Raw genomic sequence first — 13,355 nt, 5'->3', positions numbered from 1 at the left:
GCCCGCAAACGCAACAAGCATCACTGACAACCATGACAAACGGGATTGTCACGATCGACAGCGACCGTGGTCATTACCTCCCATGGATATGAGACAGCCCTTTAACCGAGCCAGCGCGCTAAACCGTAGATCAAAATATTGATGGAGAAACGCAAATATTTTGCGGTTAATTGCTTTTAGTGGTCGAGCTCGAATTGATGCCCTGGTCTGTCTTGTCCGAAGCATCGGACATATCCTGCCCTTTGCCCGACACAAAGAATGCAGCGATCGGCACGGCGAGGAAAATCAGCAGCATGATCTGCTCCTCACTGAGAAGGCGATATTTGCTGAGGCAATAGAGAGCAAAGGCGAGCCCAGCGAACAGAAGCGTCCACAGTGCCCGTGACCAAGTGAATACGGCCTGTGTAGCAGCGTCGCCCGACATAAACCTCTTCATGCGGCATCCTCTCCCGTCGATGCTCGCTCGTAACCAGCCATCTTCATGGCCTGATGGAGGCAGGGTGAAAGAATGCGCGCCGCGTCGCAAACGAATGTTTTTGTAGGTTAAGCGCAAAAATTCTGAGGTTCGGGCGACGGGAAACAACATCACACGCAGGGGCGTTCGCAAAGCGCGAGTAGGGCGCGCCTATTCGTCCGCCATCAACTGAGGAGATGGCGCTTTCAGAGCCGCTTCGATCAGACGACGCACCTTCCCTCGGCATGCAACGTCCGAACCGCCTGCTGCAGCGGCTTCACGCCGGGCTCGTCGAACGAAACTGCGCATTTCAGCAAAGCTCGGCCGTCTATTCTGGCCTAGCACCGCGATGAGGGCAGGATAGATCCAGATCTGCGTTGCCATCAGTGCTTTCCTCCAGGAATGGCGGAGCGGCCCGGTTTCGTGTCGCGCGACGGCCCTCCCCCCTGTTCTTCCCGACCTACAAAATAGAGCAAGCCCGATCCAACCAAAGCGAATACGGTGGCCATCTTCACGAACTCACTGTGGCCCAAGGCAGCCAGCCAGGCGCCGCCAACTATGATGAGCAGAAGTGGCGCGCCCCAGCGCGGATGATGAGCGCGGGTCGCTAGCCACCAAGCCAGACAGGACAACGATACCGCGACCAGCAAGCTGCCCAACGTCAGGCCGACAGTCGTGGCCAGGATTTTCAACATCGGCATAGCGGCCTCCATCGACATCCCCTCCGCATCCCTCATTCTAATATATCGTGTTACGATATATTTACAAGGGTCCCGCTCATCGCTTCCAGCACTCAAGTCGGGCATCAAGACACGATGATCTGGTCATTATATGGCGCGCGCATCAGGTGCCGAAGCTACCGTCCAAACCATAGGAACGAACTGCGTTCATTCAGCGGCGAATTGGGGATGCCGCAGCGCCCAGATCGGCTCTCGTCCATCTGTCGCCGACTGATAGACGTCAGGGTAGCGGCTCAGTGCGGCATCGACGGCACCCGGATGAAAGGGGGCGTCGGGCTCGAAGCTGTCGAAGCCGCAACGCCGCATGAAGAATACCAGATCAACGAGCACGTCACCGATCGCACGGATTTCGCCTGTGTAGCCCGCCTCGCGCAATATGCTTGCGCTGGAAAAACCACGCCCGTCGCGAAACCGCGGAAAGTCGATCTCGACGAGCCGCACGCGGCCAAGTTCGGGTAACAAGGCGCGGACATCATCGCCCGCCTCGAGAAGCACTGAGGTTGCGTCCTTCTGATTGAGAAACGCATCCAGGGAAACTCCCGGCTCATCCGGTGCCGGATCGTCCCGGAAGCGTAACGGATCACCCATAAATAGCCTCCTTGAACGGATCCATGCCAACGCGGCGATAGCAATCGAGAAAGCGTTCACCTGGCTCGCGAATCTCACGATAGCGTTCGATCGTGCGTTCGACGGCATCGACGATCCCGGTCTCGTCGAAGCCCGGCCCGGTGATCTTGGCCTGCGAAACATCCTCGGCCCCGGACCCGCCAAGCAGCAACTGGTAGTTCTCTGTGCCCTTACGATCGACACCAAGGATACCGATATGGGCCGCGTGGTGATGACCGCAGGCGTTGATGCAGCCCGAAATCTTGATCTTGAGTTCGCCGAGGTCGAGCTGACGATCGAGATCGGCAAAGCGCTCTGCGATCTGTTGGGCGACGGGTATCGAACGCGCGTTGGCCAGGCTGCAATAATCGAGTCCGGGACAAGCGATGATGTCCGTGACGAGGCCGAGATTGACGCTTGCCAGCCCCGCCGCGTCCAGCGCCTGCCAGACCGCATGGAGATCCCGCTTGCGCACATGGGGCAGCACGAGATTCTGGACATGCGTCGAGCGCAGGTCATCGAAGCTGTAGCGTTCGGCAAGGTCGGCCACGAGCTCCATCTGCTCGGCTGAAATGTCGCCGGTTATACCCCCGTCGGGTTTGAGGCTGATATTGACGATGGCATAACCGGGCGCCTTATGTGCGGCGACCTGGCGATCGACCCATAGCGCGAAGTCGGGATCGGAGCGGTCGAGCTCCTCGGAAAGCCCGGTCTCGAACGGCGGCGGGTCAAAATGGGCGGCAATCCTGTCATACTCGGCCTGCGGAAAATCCCGGCCCAGCGTCAGGATGTGCTCGAACTCCATCTCCACCTGACGGCGGAACTCTTCTTCTCCCAGTTCATGGACAAGGATCTTCATCCGCTGCTTGTGGATGTTGTCGCGCCGCGCATGCCGGTTCCACACCCGCAGGATCGCTTGGATATAGGAGAAAATCTGGCCTGCCGGACAGAACCCCCTGATCGGGAAAGCGATAATCGGCGTGCGCCCCATACCGCCGCCAGCATAGACCTCGAAGCCCTGCTCACCGCTCTCGTTCTTGACGATGCGCAGCGCACAGTCGTGCCAGCGCAGCGCGGCACGGTCTTCCTGCGCGGCGATCACTGCGATCTTGAACTTGCGCGGCAGATAACTGAACTCTGGATGGAACGTCGTGGCTTGGCGGATCAGTTCGGCCCAGGGCCGCGGATCGCATATCTCATCGGGAGCGGCCCCGGCATAATGATCGGCCGAGAGGTTGCGGATGCTCTCGCCGCTCGTCTGGATGGCGTGCATTTCCACCGTCGCAAGCTCGGCGAGGATGTCGGGCGCCTCTGCCAGTTTGATCCAGTTATATTGGATGTTCTGTCGTGTCGTGAAATGACCGTAGCCTCGGTCATATTTGCGCGCGATATGCGCCAGCTTGCGCATTTGCCGCGAATTGAGCGTGCCGTAAGGCACCGCTACGCGCAGCATATAAGCGTGCAGTTGCAGGTAGAGCCCATTCTTGAGCCGCAGAGGCTTGAACTGGTCTTCGCTGAGATGGCCTTCGATCCGACGGCGCGTCTGGTCGCGAAACTCTTCGACCCGGGCATCGACCATGGCCTGATCATACTCGTCGTATTTGTACATATCAGCCTCTTACGCCCAAGGGAGCATCAGGATGGCATCATGATCACTCATGCACAAAATGACTTTTAATGCATCGATCCATCAAAATAATTGCTCGATAAGGCAGGTCGCTGCAGGTCAATAACCATGGGCCGATCGTTGCAAACCGGCATTGAGGGCAATCCCGGCCTTAACATGTCTGTTACATACAGGTATGGTTTGCAGATTGTTTCTCGGGAGTTTTGCGTGCGGCTGACACGCTACACGGATTATTCACTGCGGGTCTTGATTCACCTGGCCCTTCACGAAGAGCGCCTGTGTTCGATCGGCGAAATCGCGCGGGCTTATGATGTCTCCCACAATCACCTGATGAAGGTCGTCAACGCCCTGGCGCACGACGGCTTCATCGAAACCGTTCGCGGTCGCGCCGGCGGCATGCGTCTCGCCCGACCAGCGGATGAGATCACCGTCGGCGAGGTCGTCCGCCGCACCGAGGAAGGCTTCCAACTCGCAGATTGTTCCGGGTGTGCGCTGTCTCCCGCATGTGGACTGACCGGCGTGCTGGCGCAAGGCATGCAGGCGATGATGGCGGTATTCGATACCTACCGGATTTCCGATCTCCTGTCCGATCGTGAGGCCATGAAGCGGCTGATTAACCGCCAATCACCGCTCGGCGTCGGCATGGACTAAATGATACAGCTTGCGGGTTTCCGCGCAGGTCAATGCTCCGCTTCAAGATGCGCTGCGGCGCGATCGATGTTGACCCGATGGCTCTCGAGCATCTCGCGAAGATCGGCATGCAATGCCTCGTCACGAACCCTAGGGGTCAGAGATTCCAGTTTGCGAACCACCCAGGCTTGTCCGCGGTTGAGAAAGGCGAGCCTTTCAAGCGGATCAGGGATTGCCAACGCCTTCTTGTAAAAGGCGCCGGTCTTGCGTGAGGGCGCTGCGCCCAATCGCCTGATCTGCCTCGAGAGCATCGCGCACCAACGTGCTTCGTCGGCACGGACCGATCGCATCAGTTCGGCGTAGTCGGGATCGTTCGCCGACTTGGCGCTGGCGAGCGCGACGCGGGCGCCGGCCCGTTCGGCTTCCAGCAGTTCGTTGAGCGCCGCGAGGATCTCCTCGCGACCGACAAAGCCCATGTAAATGTCATCGGCTTCGCTGGCGTAGCAAACGGGTGACGATGGTTCGTTCACGGTCATGCTGTAATCGCCGCGGCCGCCTTGAGGCCGGCACGAATGCGGTCCATCACGCCCGGGTCGGCCTTTGTGCTGTGGACGACATAGGCCGAGTACGAAAATTCAGGACTTCCGGGGACGAGAGCGAGGCGGCCTTCCTCGAGATAGGAGCGGATGAAGCCTTTGCGAAAATAGCCGCTACCCCCTGTCGCCAGGATATAATCGAGCGCGAGCGGACCATAGCTTATCGAAACGACGGCGTTAGGCTGATCCGGGAAAGCGGCGTGATAGCTCCCGGCAAACTCCTCACCCCAATCGATCTGAACATGATCTTCCGGTGCGAGAGGGCTGCTGGTTGGCGTGGTCCGCACCAGGACCAACTTTTCCTCGAACAAGAGTTCGGCGATGATCCCCGGACGGCTCGGCGCGGCATAGAGCACCGCCATATCGAGTGAGCCATCCTGGACCTGCTCCATCAGGCGTTCGGATGTGTCGATATGGGTGCTTACCGCGATTTCCGGACATTCCCGACGCATCCAGAGCAGCCAGTGCCGCAGCAAGGGACTCCACAGACTGAGCTCGGCGCCGACCGTTACCACGGTCTCCCGTCCCGGCGGGAGCGCGACGGCGCGGCGCGCCCGATCCCAGACCTGCACTATGGTGGTTGCAAAGCGCAGAAACTGCTCGCCCGCCGGTGTCAGCTTCGCACCTGCCTTGTTGCGGATGAATACTGGCCGATCGAGCAGGTCCTCAAGCACCCGGATGCGGGCACTGACTGCGGTCTGCGTGAGGTGAAGGTTCGACGCAGCGTTCACAAAACTGCCGGTTTTGACGACTTCCAAGAATGTGCGCGCAACATTGATATCCATAAGCCATCATCCTTGCGCTCAATGCGCAATAATATTCATTTGCTTGCTTCATGGTAGCGGGCCGATGATGGGATCACAAGGCAAGACCCGTGTGATCGACCCTGGACAGGCACCAACAACCATAAGGCGTCCAACGGTTTGGGCGAACTTTCAGATGAAACCTTTAGGCCGCTTCACGCCCGAACCGCCGCCGCCGCGGGCCGAAATCTGGAAAGTCAGCATAGCGCTGGCGTTGCTGGTTTTAGGGATAGGCATAGCACTTTTCAGTTTTTACGACGGTGGTGCGATCAGTGACGATGTCTTCGTTGCCGTGGTGGTCTTCGTGATCGCGGTTTGTATCGGTGTGATCCTCTCTCTCGATTGGGAACAAACGGCACATCGCCGAGTGCGTCAGCCCTGGCAGGAAGTGCCCCCTCCGTTTGACTTCATTGCGCTGTGGTCATCTGAAGACCGACAGCCGTCGGGTGAAGATGCCCCTAATCTTCAGGAAACCTGCCGCCGCAAACCGCCTCCCTCGTCACGGACAAAGCTGCCGTGAAGGCTGACAACGATGATGACCGACAAGCGCGTGGACCAGAGCGCCCGCCCTCCATGTCCGGGCTCTATCTGATTTTCGCCGCAAGCATCGCCTTCGTCTCGATCCGCCTTTTTGTCGATTTGCTCCGCCAAAACGGCTTCGTCGCCGAAGGGGACGGCAATGGGATAGTGCTGTTCGCCATGCCGATAGCCCTCCTCGTGATCGTGGGGCTCGGACCGGGAACCCGGCGCTAATTTATATCCAATATCTTTGCTGATAAATAATGATAACATTCGTTTGTATGATGCTTCGTCCATCTCCACATCAGATCTGCGATATGAAGGAGTTCCCATGGCCATTCAGCTCGGGCAGATCGCCCCCGATTTCGAGCAGGACAGCACGCACGGTCGCATCAGCTTCCACGATTGGCTCGGCGGAAGCTGGGGTGTCCTGTTCAGCCATCCCAAGAATTTTACGCCGGTCTGCACGACGGAACTGGGCGAGGTTGCCAAGCTCCGGTCCGAATGGGACAAACGCAACGTCAAACCCATTGGCCTCTCGGTGGATCCGGTCGAAGCCCATCACAAATGGGAGCTCGACATTCACGAAACCCAAGGGACGAAACTCGACTTCCCGATGATCGCGGATGCCAACACCAAGGTGTCGGCGCTCTACGACATGATCCACCCCGAGAGCGACCCGACGGTCACTGTCCGTTCCGTCTTCGTCATCGATCCGTCACGCAAGGTGCGGCTGATCCTGACCTACCCGCCTTCGACCGGTCGGAATTTTGCCGAGATTCTCCGTGCCATCGACAGCCTTCAACTTACAGATGCCCGTAGCATCGCAACGCCCGTCAACTGGGAACCTGGCGAGCCGGTCGTCATATCGCCGAAGCTGTCGGACGAGGAGGCATCCCGGCAGTTCCCACAAGGCTACAAGACACTGAAGCCCTACCTTCGGGTCGTCGATCTGCAGGCTCCCGGGCAATGAGGCAATTGGAGGAGAGTGGAAAAAGACAGACCGCCGCCGACGGAGCAGACGACGGCGGCCTCTCCGACCTGTTGGCCCGCAACCGCGTATGGGCTGACGCCAAAACCCTGATCGATCCCGGATTCTTTAAACGGCTCGTAGGCCAGCAGCGGCCACGCTACTTCTGGATCGGCTGTTCGGACAGCCGGGTGCCGGCCACCGAAATCGTCGATCTCGATCCCGGCGAGATGTTTGTTCATCGCAACGTCGCCAATCTCGCCACGCCGAGCGATCCTAACTTCGCCGCCGCCTTGGAGTTCGCGGTCGATGTTTTGAAGGTCGAGCACATCATCGTCGTGGGCCATTACGGGTGCGGCGGGATTCAAGCGGCAATGGCACCGGACAGGGACGACGCGATCGGGCTTTGGCTCGCACCGGTGCGTGAGCTCTATCAAACAGTCTGCTGCACCCCGGATACCAATGCAGACCGTTTGTGCGAACATAATATCCGCGCCCAGGTGAAAGCACTCGCAGCCAACCCATTGGTCGTTCGGGCCTGGGCGCAGCACGCTTCGCTAACACTTCACGGTTGGGTCTACGCCATTGGAGACGGCCTCCTCCAACCGGTCTGCTCACCCGTCAGCCGCGACCCCGATGAGGCAGTTCTGGTTGTAGGCGCGTCATGAACGCCGTGCGCGCCCTGCGCCGCGTGAGGGCGATTGGTCACGACGACAGCCTCGTCGACGCCATCTCCGCGTGCCAGGGCGCGTGTGAACCCGATCGCGACATCGATTCACGGATTGCGCTGGCCGTATTTCCGGCGCTGCGCAGTTTGACCGTTATTGCTCCCGGAGTCTGGCTGCAGGACGACGGAAGCCACGTTCGGGCACTGCTCTACACGGCGACTTGCCGCGCTGCCGCTATGTTGGTGCCACCCGGCTATTGGATCGAAGCCGGCCCCGAGGGGACCACCGTGGTGGGCGAGCTTGGCCAATGGACAGCCCATCACCCGGTTGGGGCAATCGCCCTGTGTATGGCCGCGCTCTATGCGCGAAGGGCAGAACTGTCCTATGCACATTGACAGCCCTCACCAAACACCATTGCAGCGCCCTGTGCCGCTGCATCAGCAATGATCCCGCAGCCCTCATCATCAGGACCGTCCTACAGGCTTATCTGCGCCGGATGGGGTCACACTCGTCATCACGCGGCGGCCGAAACGATTTCCGGCGCTATTTCTGCTCAAGGAGACAAGCGATGGCTGATCAAAGCCGCAATGCTGTAATAGCCCAATCCGACCTTGAGAGGCTCGTCTTCGAATTGCCTCCCCTGCCCTATGGGACCAAGGATCTCGAGCCTGTCCTCTCGGCGGAAACACTGGAGATCCACCACGGCAAACATCACGCACGCTACGTGGAAACGCTCAATCGGCTGCTGGCCGAGCAGAATTTCTCGGCCCACACGCTCGAGGAAATCATCCGTATCGCGCACGGCAGCGGCGCGAAGGGCGTCTTCAACAATGCAGCCCAGGCATGGAACCATAGCTTCTTTTGGGAGAGCATGGCGCCGAAAACGGTTAAACCTGCCGGGCTGCTCGCCAGCGCCATTTCGTCCGAATTCGGGAGTCTCGAAACGCTCAGACAGCGTTTTTCCGCTGAAGGAACGGGCCATTTCGGATCGGGCTGGGTCTGGCTTATCGCGAAGGGCGGCAAGCTCGAGGTGCTCTCGACCCACGACGCGGGTAGTCCGATCCTTGAGGAAGGGGTGACGCCGCTGCTTGCTTGCGATGTGTGGGAGCATGCCTACTACATCGATTACCGCCAGGATCGCGCGGGCTGGATCACGTCCTGGTGGAACAGGCTCGCAAATTGGAGCTTCGCCGAAACGCAGTTTGACGCAGCGATCGGCCAGCGCAAGCCGTGGCGCTATCCACCATCACAGACCGCCCGTTGAATAAGGAGGAGAAGTAAATGCTCGTTGACGTTTTGGCTGGCGATAGCAGTTCCCCAGCAGCCCGGGGCAGTTTTCACTTCGCGCGGTCACCCCAGGCAGGCGAAGAGATCGAGATCGACGGAACGGTCGTCGTCGTGACGCGGGCCTGGCATCGGCCCAGCATCTATTACCAGGGTGCCAAGTTCGCGATTCTCGTCGAGGAACCTGTCGCTGACGCCCAAGTGCGTCCAGAAGTCCGAGATCACGCCGACATGGCGGTTTGAGTAGACGCGGAGAAGGGCGATGTCGCCCTTCTCCGCGCTCAGTCAGGCGGCGAGCAATTCGTCCGCCGGACCGAAGAATTCGTAATGAATGCGGTCGGATGGGACGCCAGCCAGCGACAAGGTCGAGACGGCGTGCCGCAGAAACGGGCGTGGTCCGCAGATATAATAATCAGCCTCAGCCAACGGCGTATTGGCAGTCAGCCATTCGTCGGTGATGATACCGGCGACGTCATAATCCTGCCCTGCGACTTCATCTTCCAGCGGGGTCTGATGGAAATCGGTTACGGTGATCGACTTGTTCCCCCCAGCGAGAGCGCGAACATGATCGCGCATTGCATGCGTATCGCGGTCATGGGTTCCATGGACATAGTGCACGGGGACTCTGGCGCCGCCTTCGGCAAGCGTTTCGAGCATCGCCACCATCGGCGTCAGGCCCACACCGCCCGACAGGAGGATCACCGGGCGTTCGACATGCGCTGCCAGGAAGAATTCGCCTGCCGGCGCCGCCACTTTGAGCACCGTGCCCGGTTTGGCGTGATCATGGAGCCAGCCCGACGCAAGGCCATGCGGTTCGCGCTTGACCGAAATGCGATAGGTCTCGCGGTTGGGGGCTGCTGAAATCGAATAGTTGCGCTTGACGGGCGGATGCCCCGGAATTTCGAGCCAGAAGGTCAGATACTGCCCCGGCTTGTGCCGCATGACGGCCCCGCCATCGACGGGGCGCAGAATAAAGGAATTGATGACGCTGCTCTCACGCACGACGTCCTCGACGCGAAATTCGCGCCAGCCATTCCATCCGCCGCTCGCGTCCTTCTGCTCCGAGTAGACCCGTTGCTCGCGGGCGATCAGGATGTTGGCCAGGAACCAGTAGGCTTCGCCCCAGGCAGCAAGAATTTCATCGGTCGCCGCATCGCCCAGCACTGCCTTGATCGCCCCCAGGAGCGCCTCGGCAACGTGCGGATAATGTTCAGGCAGAATCTGCAGGCCAACATGCTTCTGCGCGATCCGCTCAACCGCCGGCGCGAGCGCACCGAGATTTTCAATGTTGCTCGCATAGGCGAGAATAGCGCCGGTAAGCGCGCGTGGCTGCGAACCGGCGTCGCCATGATGCGACTGATTGAAAAGGTCACGAATTTCCGGATTCTGGAACATACGGGAATACATCTCGTGCACGATGTCGAGGCCATGGGCTTCGAGTGCGGGCACGGTCGCCTTGACGAGCGCTATGGTCTGATCGCTGAGGGGTTGCGTCATCAACTTCTCCTTTTTGCATGCGTTGGAAATCTCGGAATGTCAGAGCCCGGGCTTGTGATCGTAAAAATCCACCCGCATCTTCATTGGCCCTGTCGGCGTTACGAAATGCGGTTGCTGGGGGAGGAGCAAACCAGGCTGGTCCGGCGTCAGGACGATCTCCGAAGGTGGCTCGAGGTAGGTTAGTCTGAGTTCGCCTTCGAGAACCCGGATCACGCCCCAAATACCTGCCTTCGTGTCATGTCGCGCGCGCAAGGCAGCCGGCAGCGTATCCTGATTGAACACCGGCGTGGAACGATAAGGCAAGTTGTCAGTCATGGGCTTGCACTCGTCGCTCGGGCGCATCCGCCTGTTTGGCTCTAGTGCCCGTTGCGGCACCCCGCCCTTCCAGTTGGAAGAACATCGCGAGTTGCAGGCTCTCGGCGATCCGCCTCGCCTTCGCCTGTAGTGCCGCGGCCGCTTCTGACGTCATCATGTCATTGGTCGTTTGCACCCAGAGCGCGAGCCACCGCTCGAAGAGCGCGGGCGTTATCCTGGCCTTATGCTTCAAATGGGCCGGCACCGGTTGCCCCTTGTATCGGCCACTGGTGAGCATGACGGAGGACCAGAACGCAGCCAGCTTCCCGAGATGCTCCGGCCAGTCGTCGATCGCATCGTTGAAAATCGGCCCAAGTTCGGGATCAGCGCGGATCCGCGCGTAAAATTCCTCCACTAAGGGAAGCAGGTCTTCTTCCCTGATTTTCGAGACACCGTCCACGACTCGCGCTCCAATCATGCATATATAATACATCTATCATTATTGCGCATAAACGCAAGGCTAGCGTATATTTCCAGGTCGTCGGTCGCGGCGATGTACACAGCCTGAGATCGGGCCTTCACCCGCGCAGAGCGCGGTGAACGCCTCGTTGAAGTCCGTAACCGCATCGTGCTTCTCGGCCTCGGCCGTACTGCGCCCAGGACGAAAGGACCACGCCTCGATGCAAGCAGATTACCCGATGACGCACTTCTGCGTCTGATCCAAAGCCATGCCGATCCGCATGTCGTCGCCACCTTGCGGGTCGAACGACAAAGGCGACTGCAAACAATAACGGGGCCGAAACCGTAGCAGCGGCTTCGACCCCGTCGATTGAATGAGACCCATGCATTACCGTGGATCAACCAGAGCAACGCCTGAACGTCGACTCCGGCTCCATCCATAATAGATCGCAATGGGTCAATTTAAGATGAACGAACCTGCATGGCTCGTTCCCGCGCATTAGCGCACATCACCCGAAGGACATCACCCGAAGGACAAACCTATGACTATCTCGTCTCTCTCAGCCCGCCGCCGCCATCTCACCTCGTTCGAGAAGTGCTATGCCGTCGCCTGTCAGCTTCGCGACACCACCGGCGCCGACCAGTTCGTCGTGCGCACCGACAACCCTTTACAACCCTTCCGCGTCTCGCGGCATCAGCCGAGCGAGCCGGAAACCATCCTTGCGCTCGTAGCCTGAGCGCTCAATTCCAGACCGTCTGATCCGCCACCAGTTCGGCGGGGGTTTTGCCGGCGACCAGATTTCGCGCCGAGACATGCAGCAGTTGCGCCCCCGATTCCCGAACGGCCCGAGCCATGTAGGCACGACGGTTGGCGAGGATCGCGAGCCAACGCGTATCCTTCACGGTCTCTTTCAGATCCCGTTCGCAGGTCAGATACCACAGCTTCATCTGCAGCGGGTTCTTGTCCTTGAGGATCTCCTCAAAGGCCAGATAGCCCTCGCCATAGCGCACGCCCTTGCGATCGTCGTTCCACAGGTCGAAATAGGCATCGGCCATTTCACGGGTCGCGAAATATCCGGCATCCAGGCTCTCACCCATAAGGGCTCCCGCCAGCAGCCGGCGAACAGGTCGAAGTTCGACATCGTTCACCGCGTCCATCAGGGGCAGATCGTAATCGTACCCTTCTAGTACGTCCTTCATCTTCATAGGTTGTCCTCCTTCGGTGAGACCTATGGACGGGTTCGAACATTAAGGGAACGTCCTAGTCAAGGCTCATGCGGTCATTCAAATGACCGGGGATTTCATTTTCGAGAACTTAGGTCTCTCATGAAATTAACCGTTCGTTAGGAATTGAAACTCAAAACTCGCCCCGGCGAGCGAGAAGCAGTCTTGTTCCCCGCCGGTCTGGCAATCCCGATACCCCCTGTCCCATAATATTTGCCAGACCGGCAACCCGCACCGCGAGCGGTGCAGTCACAAGGCCCCATGGCACCTTGAGAAAAGTGGGCCGTGAAGGTTAGGTTGTTCGCGACATGACCGGAGATCTTGTATGAAAGCCGCCCTCCCCTTGGCCATCCTGTTCACTGTCGTCCCTATGGCCCTGGCGGTGGCCACCACTCGCGCCTCAGGTGTCTTCCAGCTTCGTCCAGCTGGCGCACCGCCGCTCACACGTTATGAACGCTGGAGGCGTTTTGCACTTCTCAACTGGATCTGGCTGCCTCTCGCCGTTGCCGTGCCCTACGTAGTCTACAACTACATCACTGGCCAAAATCCCTGGATGCTTTTGATGGTGCTTTCCATCAGTGGCTTATGTCTCAGCATGGTCGGACCCGCGCGCATTGCATGGCTGATTGGAGGGCTACTTGCAGCTTGCCTGATCTATTCGTCGCTCATGCACATATGACCCGACTATATCTCTCCGAGACGGACCTTACCTCGCCTCTCCACCAGGCGCTGGCCGTGAACCTTGGTACTGCCTGCGCTTCGCGCAAGTTGACCCAAGGAGAACTCTCGGAGCGATCCGGTGTCGCCGCCTCGCACATCTCCCATATCATGCACGGAAGAGCGAACCCCACCCTCTCAACCCTGCAGAAAATGGCGGATGTGCTTGAAGTTACCGTGATCGATCTTCTCACGCCAATCTCTGAAAAGCCACGCCATCCTGAATGAAGCGTGCGGCTAAACGTCGCCAGCGATCGATCCCCGATC

22 protein-coding genes are annotated in these 13,355 nt (G+C 59.3%); 11 read left to right on the top strand and 11 right to left on the bottom strand.

Annotated features, from left to right (window positions below):
- Window positions 1-166: 166 nt before the first annotated feature.
- From HWN72_RS31390 to HWN72_RS28190, 5 genes are all read right to left on the bottom strand, one after another.
- Window positions 167-586 carry a hypothetical protein gene (locus HWN72_RS31390; protein ID WP_248006413.1) on the bottom strand — a complete coding sequence of 140 codons (420 nt, stop codon included), beginning with the start codon at window positions 584-586 and terminating at the stop codon, window positions 167-169.
- 39 nt (window positions 587-625) lie between these two features.
- On the bottom strand, window positions 626-838 hold the full coding sequence (locus tag HWN72_RS28205) for a hypothetical protein (protein ID WP_156800007.1): 213 nt from the start codon (window positions 836-838) through the stop codon (window positions 626-628).
- Window positions 838-1,173: a hypothetical protein gene (locus tag HWN72_RS28200; RefSeq protein ID WP_037518066.1), complete on the bottom strand. Its 336-nt coding sequence runs from the start codon at window positions 1,171-1,173 to the stop codon at window positions 838-840. Before HWN72_RS28200 ends, HWN72_RS28205 begins: the two co-directional genes overlap by 1 nt.
- A gap of 168 nt (window positions 1,174-1,341) precedes the next feature.
- Window positions 1,342-1,782, bottom strand: a complete 441-nt coding sequence (locus HWN72_RS28195; RefSeq protein WP_008828734.1) for a DUF934 domain-containing protein — start codon at window positions 1,780-1,782, stop codon at window positions 1,342-1,344.
- On the bottom strand, window positions 1,775-3,409 hold the full coding sequence (locus tag HWN72_RS28190) for a nitrite/sulfite reductase (RefSeq protein ID WP_008828735.1): 1,635 nt from the start codon (window positions 3,407-3,409) through the stop codon (window positions 1,775-1,777). Before HWN72_RS28190 ends, HWN72_RS28195 begins: the two co-directional genes overlap by 8 nt.
- A gap of 225 nt (window positions 3,410-3,634) precedes the next feature.
- Between HWN72_RS28190 and HWN72_RS28185 the strand changes: the two genes are divergently transcribed.
- Window positions 3,635-4,078 carry an Rrf2 family transcriptional regulator gene (locus HWN72_RS28185; protein ID WP_008828736.1) on the top strand — a complete coding sequence of 148 codons (444 nt, stop codon included), beginning with the start codon at window positions 3,635-3,637 and terminating at the stop codon, window positions 4,076-4,078.
- 29 nt (window positions 4,079-4,107) lie between these two features.
- On the opposite strand, the gene HWN72_RS28180 is transcribed toward HWN72_RS28185, so the two are convergent.
- Together HWN72_RS28180 and HWN72_RS28175 are read right to left on the bottom strand one after the other, a co-directional pair.
- On the bottom strand, window positions 4,108-4,593 hold the full coding sequence (locus HWN72_RS28180) for a DUF6306 domain-containing protein (RefSeq protein ID WP_008828737.1): 486 nt from the start codon (window positions 4,591-4,593) through the stop codon (window positions 4,108-4,110).
- A complete protein-coding gene (locus HWN72_RS28175) occupies window positions 4,590-5,438 on the bottom strand; it encodes a LysR family transcriptional regulator (RefSeq protein WP_008828738.1) in 849 nt (282 codons plus the stop codon). Before HWN72_RS28175 ends, HWN72_RS28180 begins: the two co-directional genes overlap by 4 nt.
- 64 nt (window positions 5,439-5,502) lie before the next feature.
- Here HWN72_RS28175 and HWN72_RS28170 point away from each other — a divergent pair, with 64 nt between their 5' ends.
- The 7 genes from HWN72_RS28170 to HWN72_RS28140 all read left to right on the top strand — a co-directional run bounded on the left by HWN72_RS28170 (window position 5,503) and on the right by HWN72_RS28140 (window position 9,140).
- Window positions 5,503-5,976, top strand: coding sequence for a hypothetical protein (locus HWN72_RS28170; protein WP_211152034.1), 474 nt, complete (start codon window positions 5,503-5,505; stop codon window positions 5,974-5,976).
- Between the two features lie 53 nt (window positions 5,977-6,029).
- Window positions 6,030-6,209 (top strand): hypothetical protein, encoded by a 180-nt coding sequence (locus HWN72_RS28165; RefSeq protein WP_020820536.1) that lies wholly within the window; start codon window positions 6,030-6,032, stop codon window positions 6,207-6,209.
- Window positions 6,210-6,306: 97 nt separating this feature from the next.
- A complete protein-coding gene (locus HWN72_RS28160; protein ID WP_008828739.1) occupies window positions 6,307-6,948 on the top strand; it encodes a peroxiredoxin in 642 nt (213 codons plus the stop codon).
- A complete protein-coding gene (locus HWN72_RS28155; RefSeq protein ID WP_211152033.1) occupies window positions 6,945-7,613 on the top strand; it encodes a carbonic anhydrase in 669 nt (222 codons plus the stop codon). Before HWN72_RS28160 ends, HWN72_RS28155 begins: the two co-directional genes overlap by 4 nt.
- Entirely contained in the window at window positions 7,610-8,008 is a 399-nt protein-coding gene (locus HWN72_RS28150; RefSeq protein WP_069709969.1) for a hypothetical protein, read from the top strand. The genes HWN72_RS28155 and HWN72_RS28150 overlap by 4 nt, the downstream gene beginning before the upstream one ends.
- A 173-nt stretch (window positions 8,009-8,181) precedes the next feature.
- Window positions 8,182-8,877, top strand: coding sequence for a superoxide dismutase (locus HWN72_RS28145; protein ID WP_069709968.1), 696 nt, complete (start codon window positions 8,182-8,184; stop codon window positions 8,875-8,877).
- 17 nt (window positions 8,878-8,894) lie between these two features.
- Window positions 8,895-9,140: a hypothetical protein gene (locus HWN72_RS28140; RefSeq protein ID WP_020820532.1), complete on the top strand. Its 246-nt coding sequence runs from the start codon at window positions 8,895-8,897 to the stop codon at window positions 9,138-9,140.
- 42 nt (window positions 9,141-9,182) lie between these two features.
- Here HWN72_RS28140 and hmpA read toward each other — a convergent pair whose 3' ends face one another.
- Genes hmpA through HWN72_RS28125 form a run of 3 tightly spaced genes read right to left on the bottom strand, consistent with a single transcriptional unit; the run spans window position 9,183 to window position 11,181 of the window.
- Window positions 9,183-10,394, bottom strand: a complete 1,212-nt coding sequence (gene hmpA / locus HWN72_RS28135) for an NO-inducible flavohemoprotein (protein WP_069709967.1) — start codon at window positions 10,392-10,394, stop codon at window positions 9,183-9,185.
- Window positions 10,395-10,433: 39 nt separating this feature from the next.
- A complete protein-coding gene (locus tag HWN72_RS28130) occupies window positions 10,434-10,709 on the bottom strand; it encodes a DUF1971 domain-containing protein (protein WP_069709966.1) in 276 nt (91 codons plus the stop codon).
- Entirely contained in the window at window positions 10,702-11,181 is a 480-nt protein-coding gene (locus HWN72_RS28125; RefSeq protein WP_083274872.1) for a group III truncated hemoglobin, read from the bottom strand. Before HWN72_RS28125 ends, HWN72_RS28130 begins: the two co-directional genes overlap by 8 nt.
- A 508-nt stretch (window positions 11,182-11,689) precedes the next feature.
- Here HWN72_RS28125 and HWN72_RS28120 point away from each other — a divergent pair.
- Complete coding sequence (locus tag HWN72_RS28120) at window positions 11,690-11,884, top strand: hypothetical protein (RefSeq protein ID WP_069709965.1); 195 nt, start codon at window positions 11,690-11,692, stop codon at window positions 11,882-11,884.
- Window positions 11,885-11,888: 4 nt separating this feature from the next.
- Here HWN72_RS28120 and HWN72_RS28115 read toward each other — a convergent pair whose 3' ends face one another.
- Window positions 11,889-12,353 carry a hypothetical protein gene (locus HWN72_RS28115; RefSeq protein WP_069709964.1) on the bottom strand — a complete coding sequence of 155 codons (465 nt, stop codon included), beginning with the start codon at window positions 12,351-12,353 and terminating at the stop codon, window positions 11,889-11,891.
- 343 nt (window positions 12,354-12,696) lie between these two features.
- Between HWN72_RS28115 and HWN72_RS28110 the strand changes: the two genes are divergently transcribed.
- Complete coding sequence (locus HWN72_RS28110) at window positions 12,697-13,050, top strand: hypothetical protein (RefSeq protein WP_069709963.1); 354 nt, start codon at window positions 12,697-12,699, stop codon at window positions 13,048-13,050.
- A gap of 56 nt (window positions 13,051-13,106) precedes the next feature.
- A complete protein-coding gene (locus HWN72_RS28105; RefSeq protein WP_231958383.1) occupies window positions 13,107-13,316 on the top strand; it encodes a helix-turn-helix domain-containing protein in 210 nt (69 codons plus the stop codon).
- The last annotated feature ends 39 nt before the right edge of the window (window positions 13,317-13,355 follow it).

Origin of the sequence: Novosphingobium sp. HR1a (genome assembly GCF_015594425.1) — a bacterium.
GTDB lineage: Bacteria > Pseudomonadota > Alphaproteobacteria > Sphingomonadales > Sphingomonadaceae > Novosphingobium > Novosphingobium resinovorum_A.
The sequence above is the reverse complement of the archived record's forward strand: the minus strand, read 5'-3'. Positions and strand labels throughout refer to the sequence as shown.

Coding starts and splice junctions, on each gene's coding strand:
- HWN72_RS31390 (WP_248006413.1), bottom strand. CDS start 586: ATGTTGTTTCCCGTCGCCCGAACCTCAGAATTTTTGCGCTTAACCTAC.
- HWN72_RS28205 (WP_156800007.1), bottom strand. CDS start 838: ATGGCAACGCAGATCTGGATCTATCCTGCCCTCATCGCGGTGCTAGGC.
- HWN72_RS28200 (WP_037518066.1), bottom strand. CDS start 1,173: ATGTCGATGGAGGCCGCTATGCCGATGTTGAAAATCCTGGCCACGACT.
- HWN72_RS28195 (WP_008828734.1), bottom strand. CDS start 1,782: ATGGGTGATCCGTTACGCTTCCGGGACGATCCGGCACCGGATGAGCCG.
- HWN72_RS28190 (WP_008828735.1), bottom strand. CDS start 3,409: ATGTACAAATACGACGAGTATGATCAGGCCATGGTCGATGCCCGGGTC.
- HWN72_RS28180 (WP_008828737.1), bottom strand. CDS start 4,593: ATGACCGTGAACGAACCATCGTCACCCGTTTGCTACGCCAGCGAAGCC.
- HWN72_RS28175 (WP_008828738.1), bottom strand. CDS start 5,438: ATGGATATCAATGTTGCGCGCACATTCTTGGAAGTCGTCAAAACCGGC.
- HWN72_RS28170 (WP_211152034.1), top strand. CDS start 5,503: ATGATGGGATCACAAGGCAAGACCCGTGTGATCGACCCTGGACAGGCA.
- HWN72_RS28165 (WP_020820536.1), top strand. CDS start 6,030: ATGTCCGGGCTCTATCTGATTTTCGCCGCAAGCATCGCCTTCGTCTCG.
- HWN72_RS28160 (WP_008828739.1), top strand. CDS start 6,307: ATGGCCATTCAGCTCGGGCAGATCGCCCCCGATTTCGAGCAGGACAGC.
- HWN72_RS28155 (WP_211152033.1), top strand. CDS start 6,945: ATGAGGCAATTGGAGGAGAGTGGAAAAAGACAGACCGCCGCCGACGGA.
- HWN72_RS28150 (WP_069709969.1), top strand. CDS start 7,610: ATGAACGCCGTGCGCGCCCTGCGCCGCGTGAGGGCGATTGGTCACGAC.
- HWN72_RS28145 (WP_069709968.1), top strand. CDS start 8,182: ATGGCTGATCAAAGCCGCAATGCTGTAATAGCCCAATCCGACCTTGAG.
- HWN72_RS28140 (WP_020820532.1), top strand. CDS start 8,895: ATGCTCGTTGACGTTTTGGCTGGCGATAGCAGTTCCCCAGCAGCCCGG.
- hmpA (WP_069709967.1), bottom strand. CDS start 10,394: ATGACGCAACCCCTCAGCGATCAGACCATAGCGCTCGTCAAGGCGACC.
- HWN72_RS28130 (WP_069709966.1), bottom strand. CDS start 10,709: ATGACTGACAACTTGCCTTATCGTTCCACGCCGGTGTTCAATCAGGAT.
- HWN72_RS28125 (WP_083274872.1), bottom strand. CDS start 11,181: ATGTATTATATATGCATGATTGGAGCGCGAGTCGTGGACGGTGTCTCG.
- HWN72_RS28120 (WP_069709965.1), top strand. CDS start 11,690: ATGACTATCTCGTCTCTCTCAGCCCGCCGCCGCCATCTCACCTCGTTC.
- HWN72_RS28115 (WP_069709964.1), bottom strand. CDS start 12,353: ATGAAGATGAAGGACGTACTAGAAGGGTACGATTACGATCTGCCCCTG.
- HWN72_RS28110 (WP_069709963.1), top strand. CDS start 12,697: ATGAAAGCCGCCCTCCCCTTGGCCATCCTGTTCACTGTCGTCCCTATG.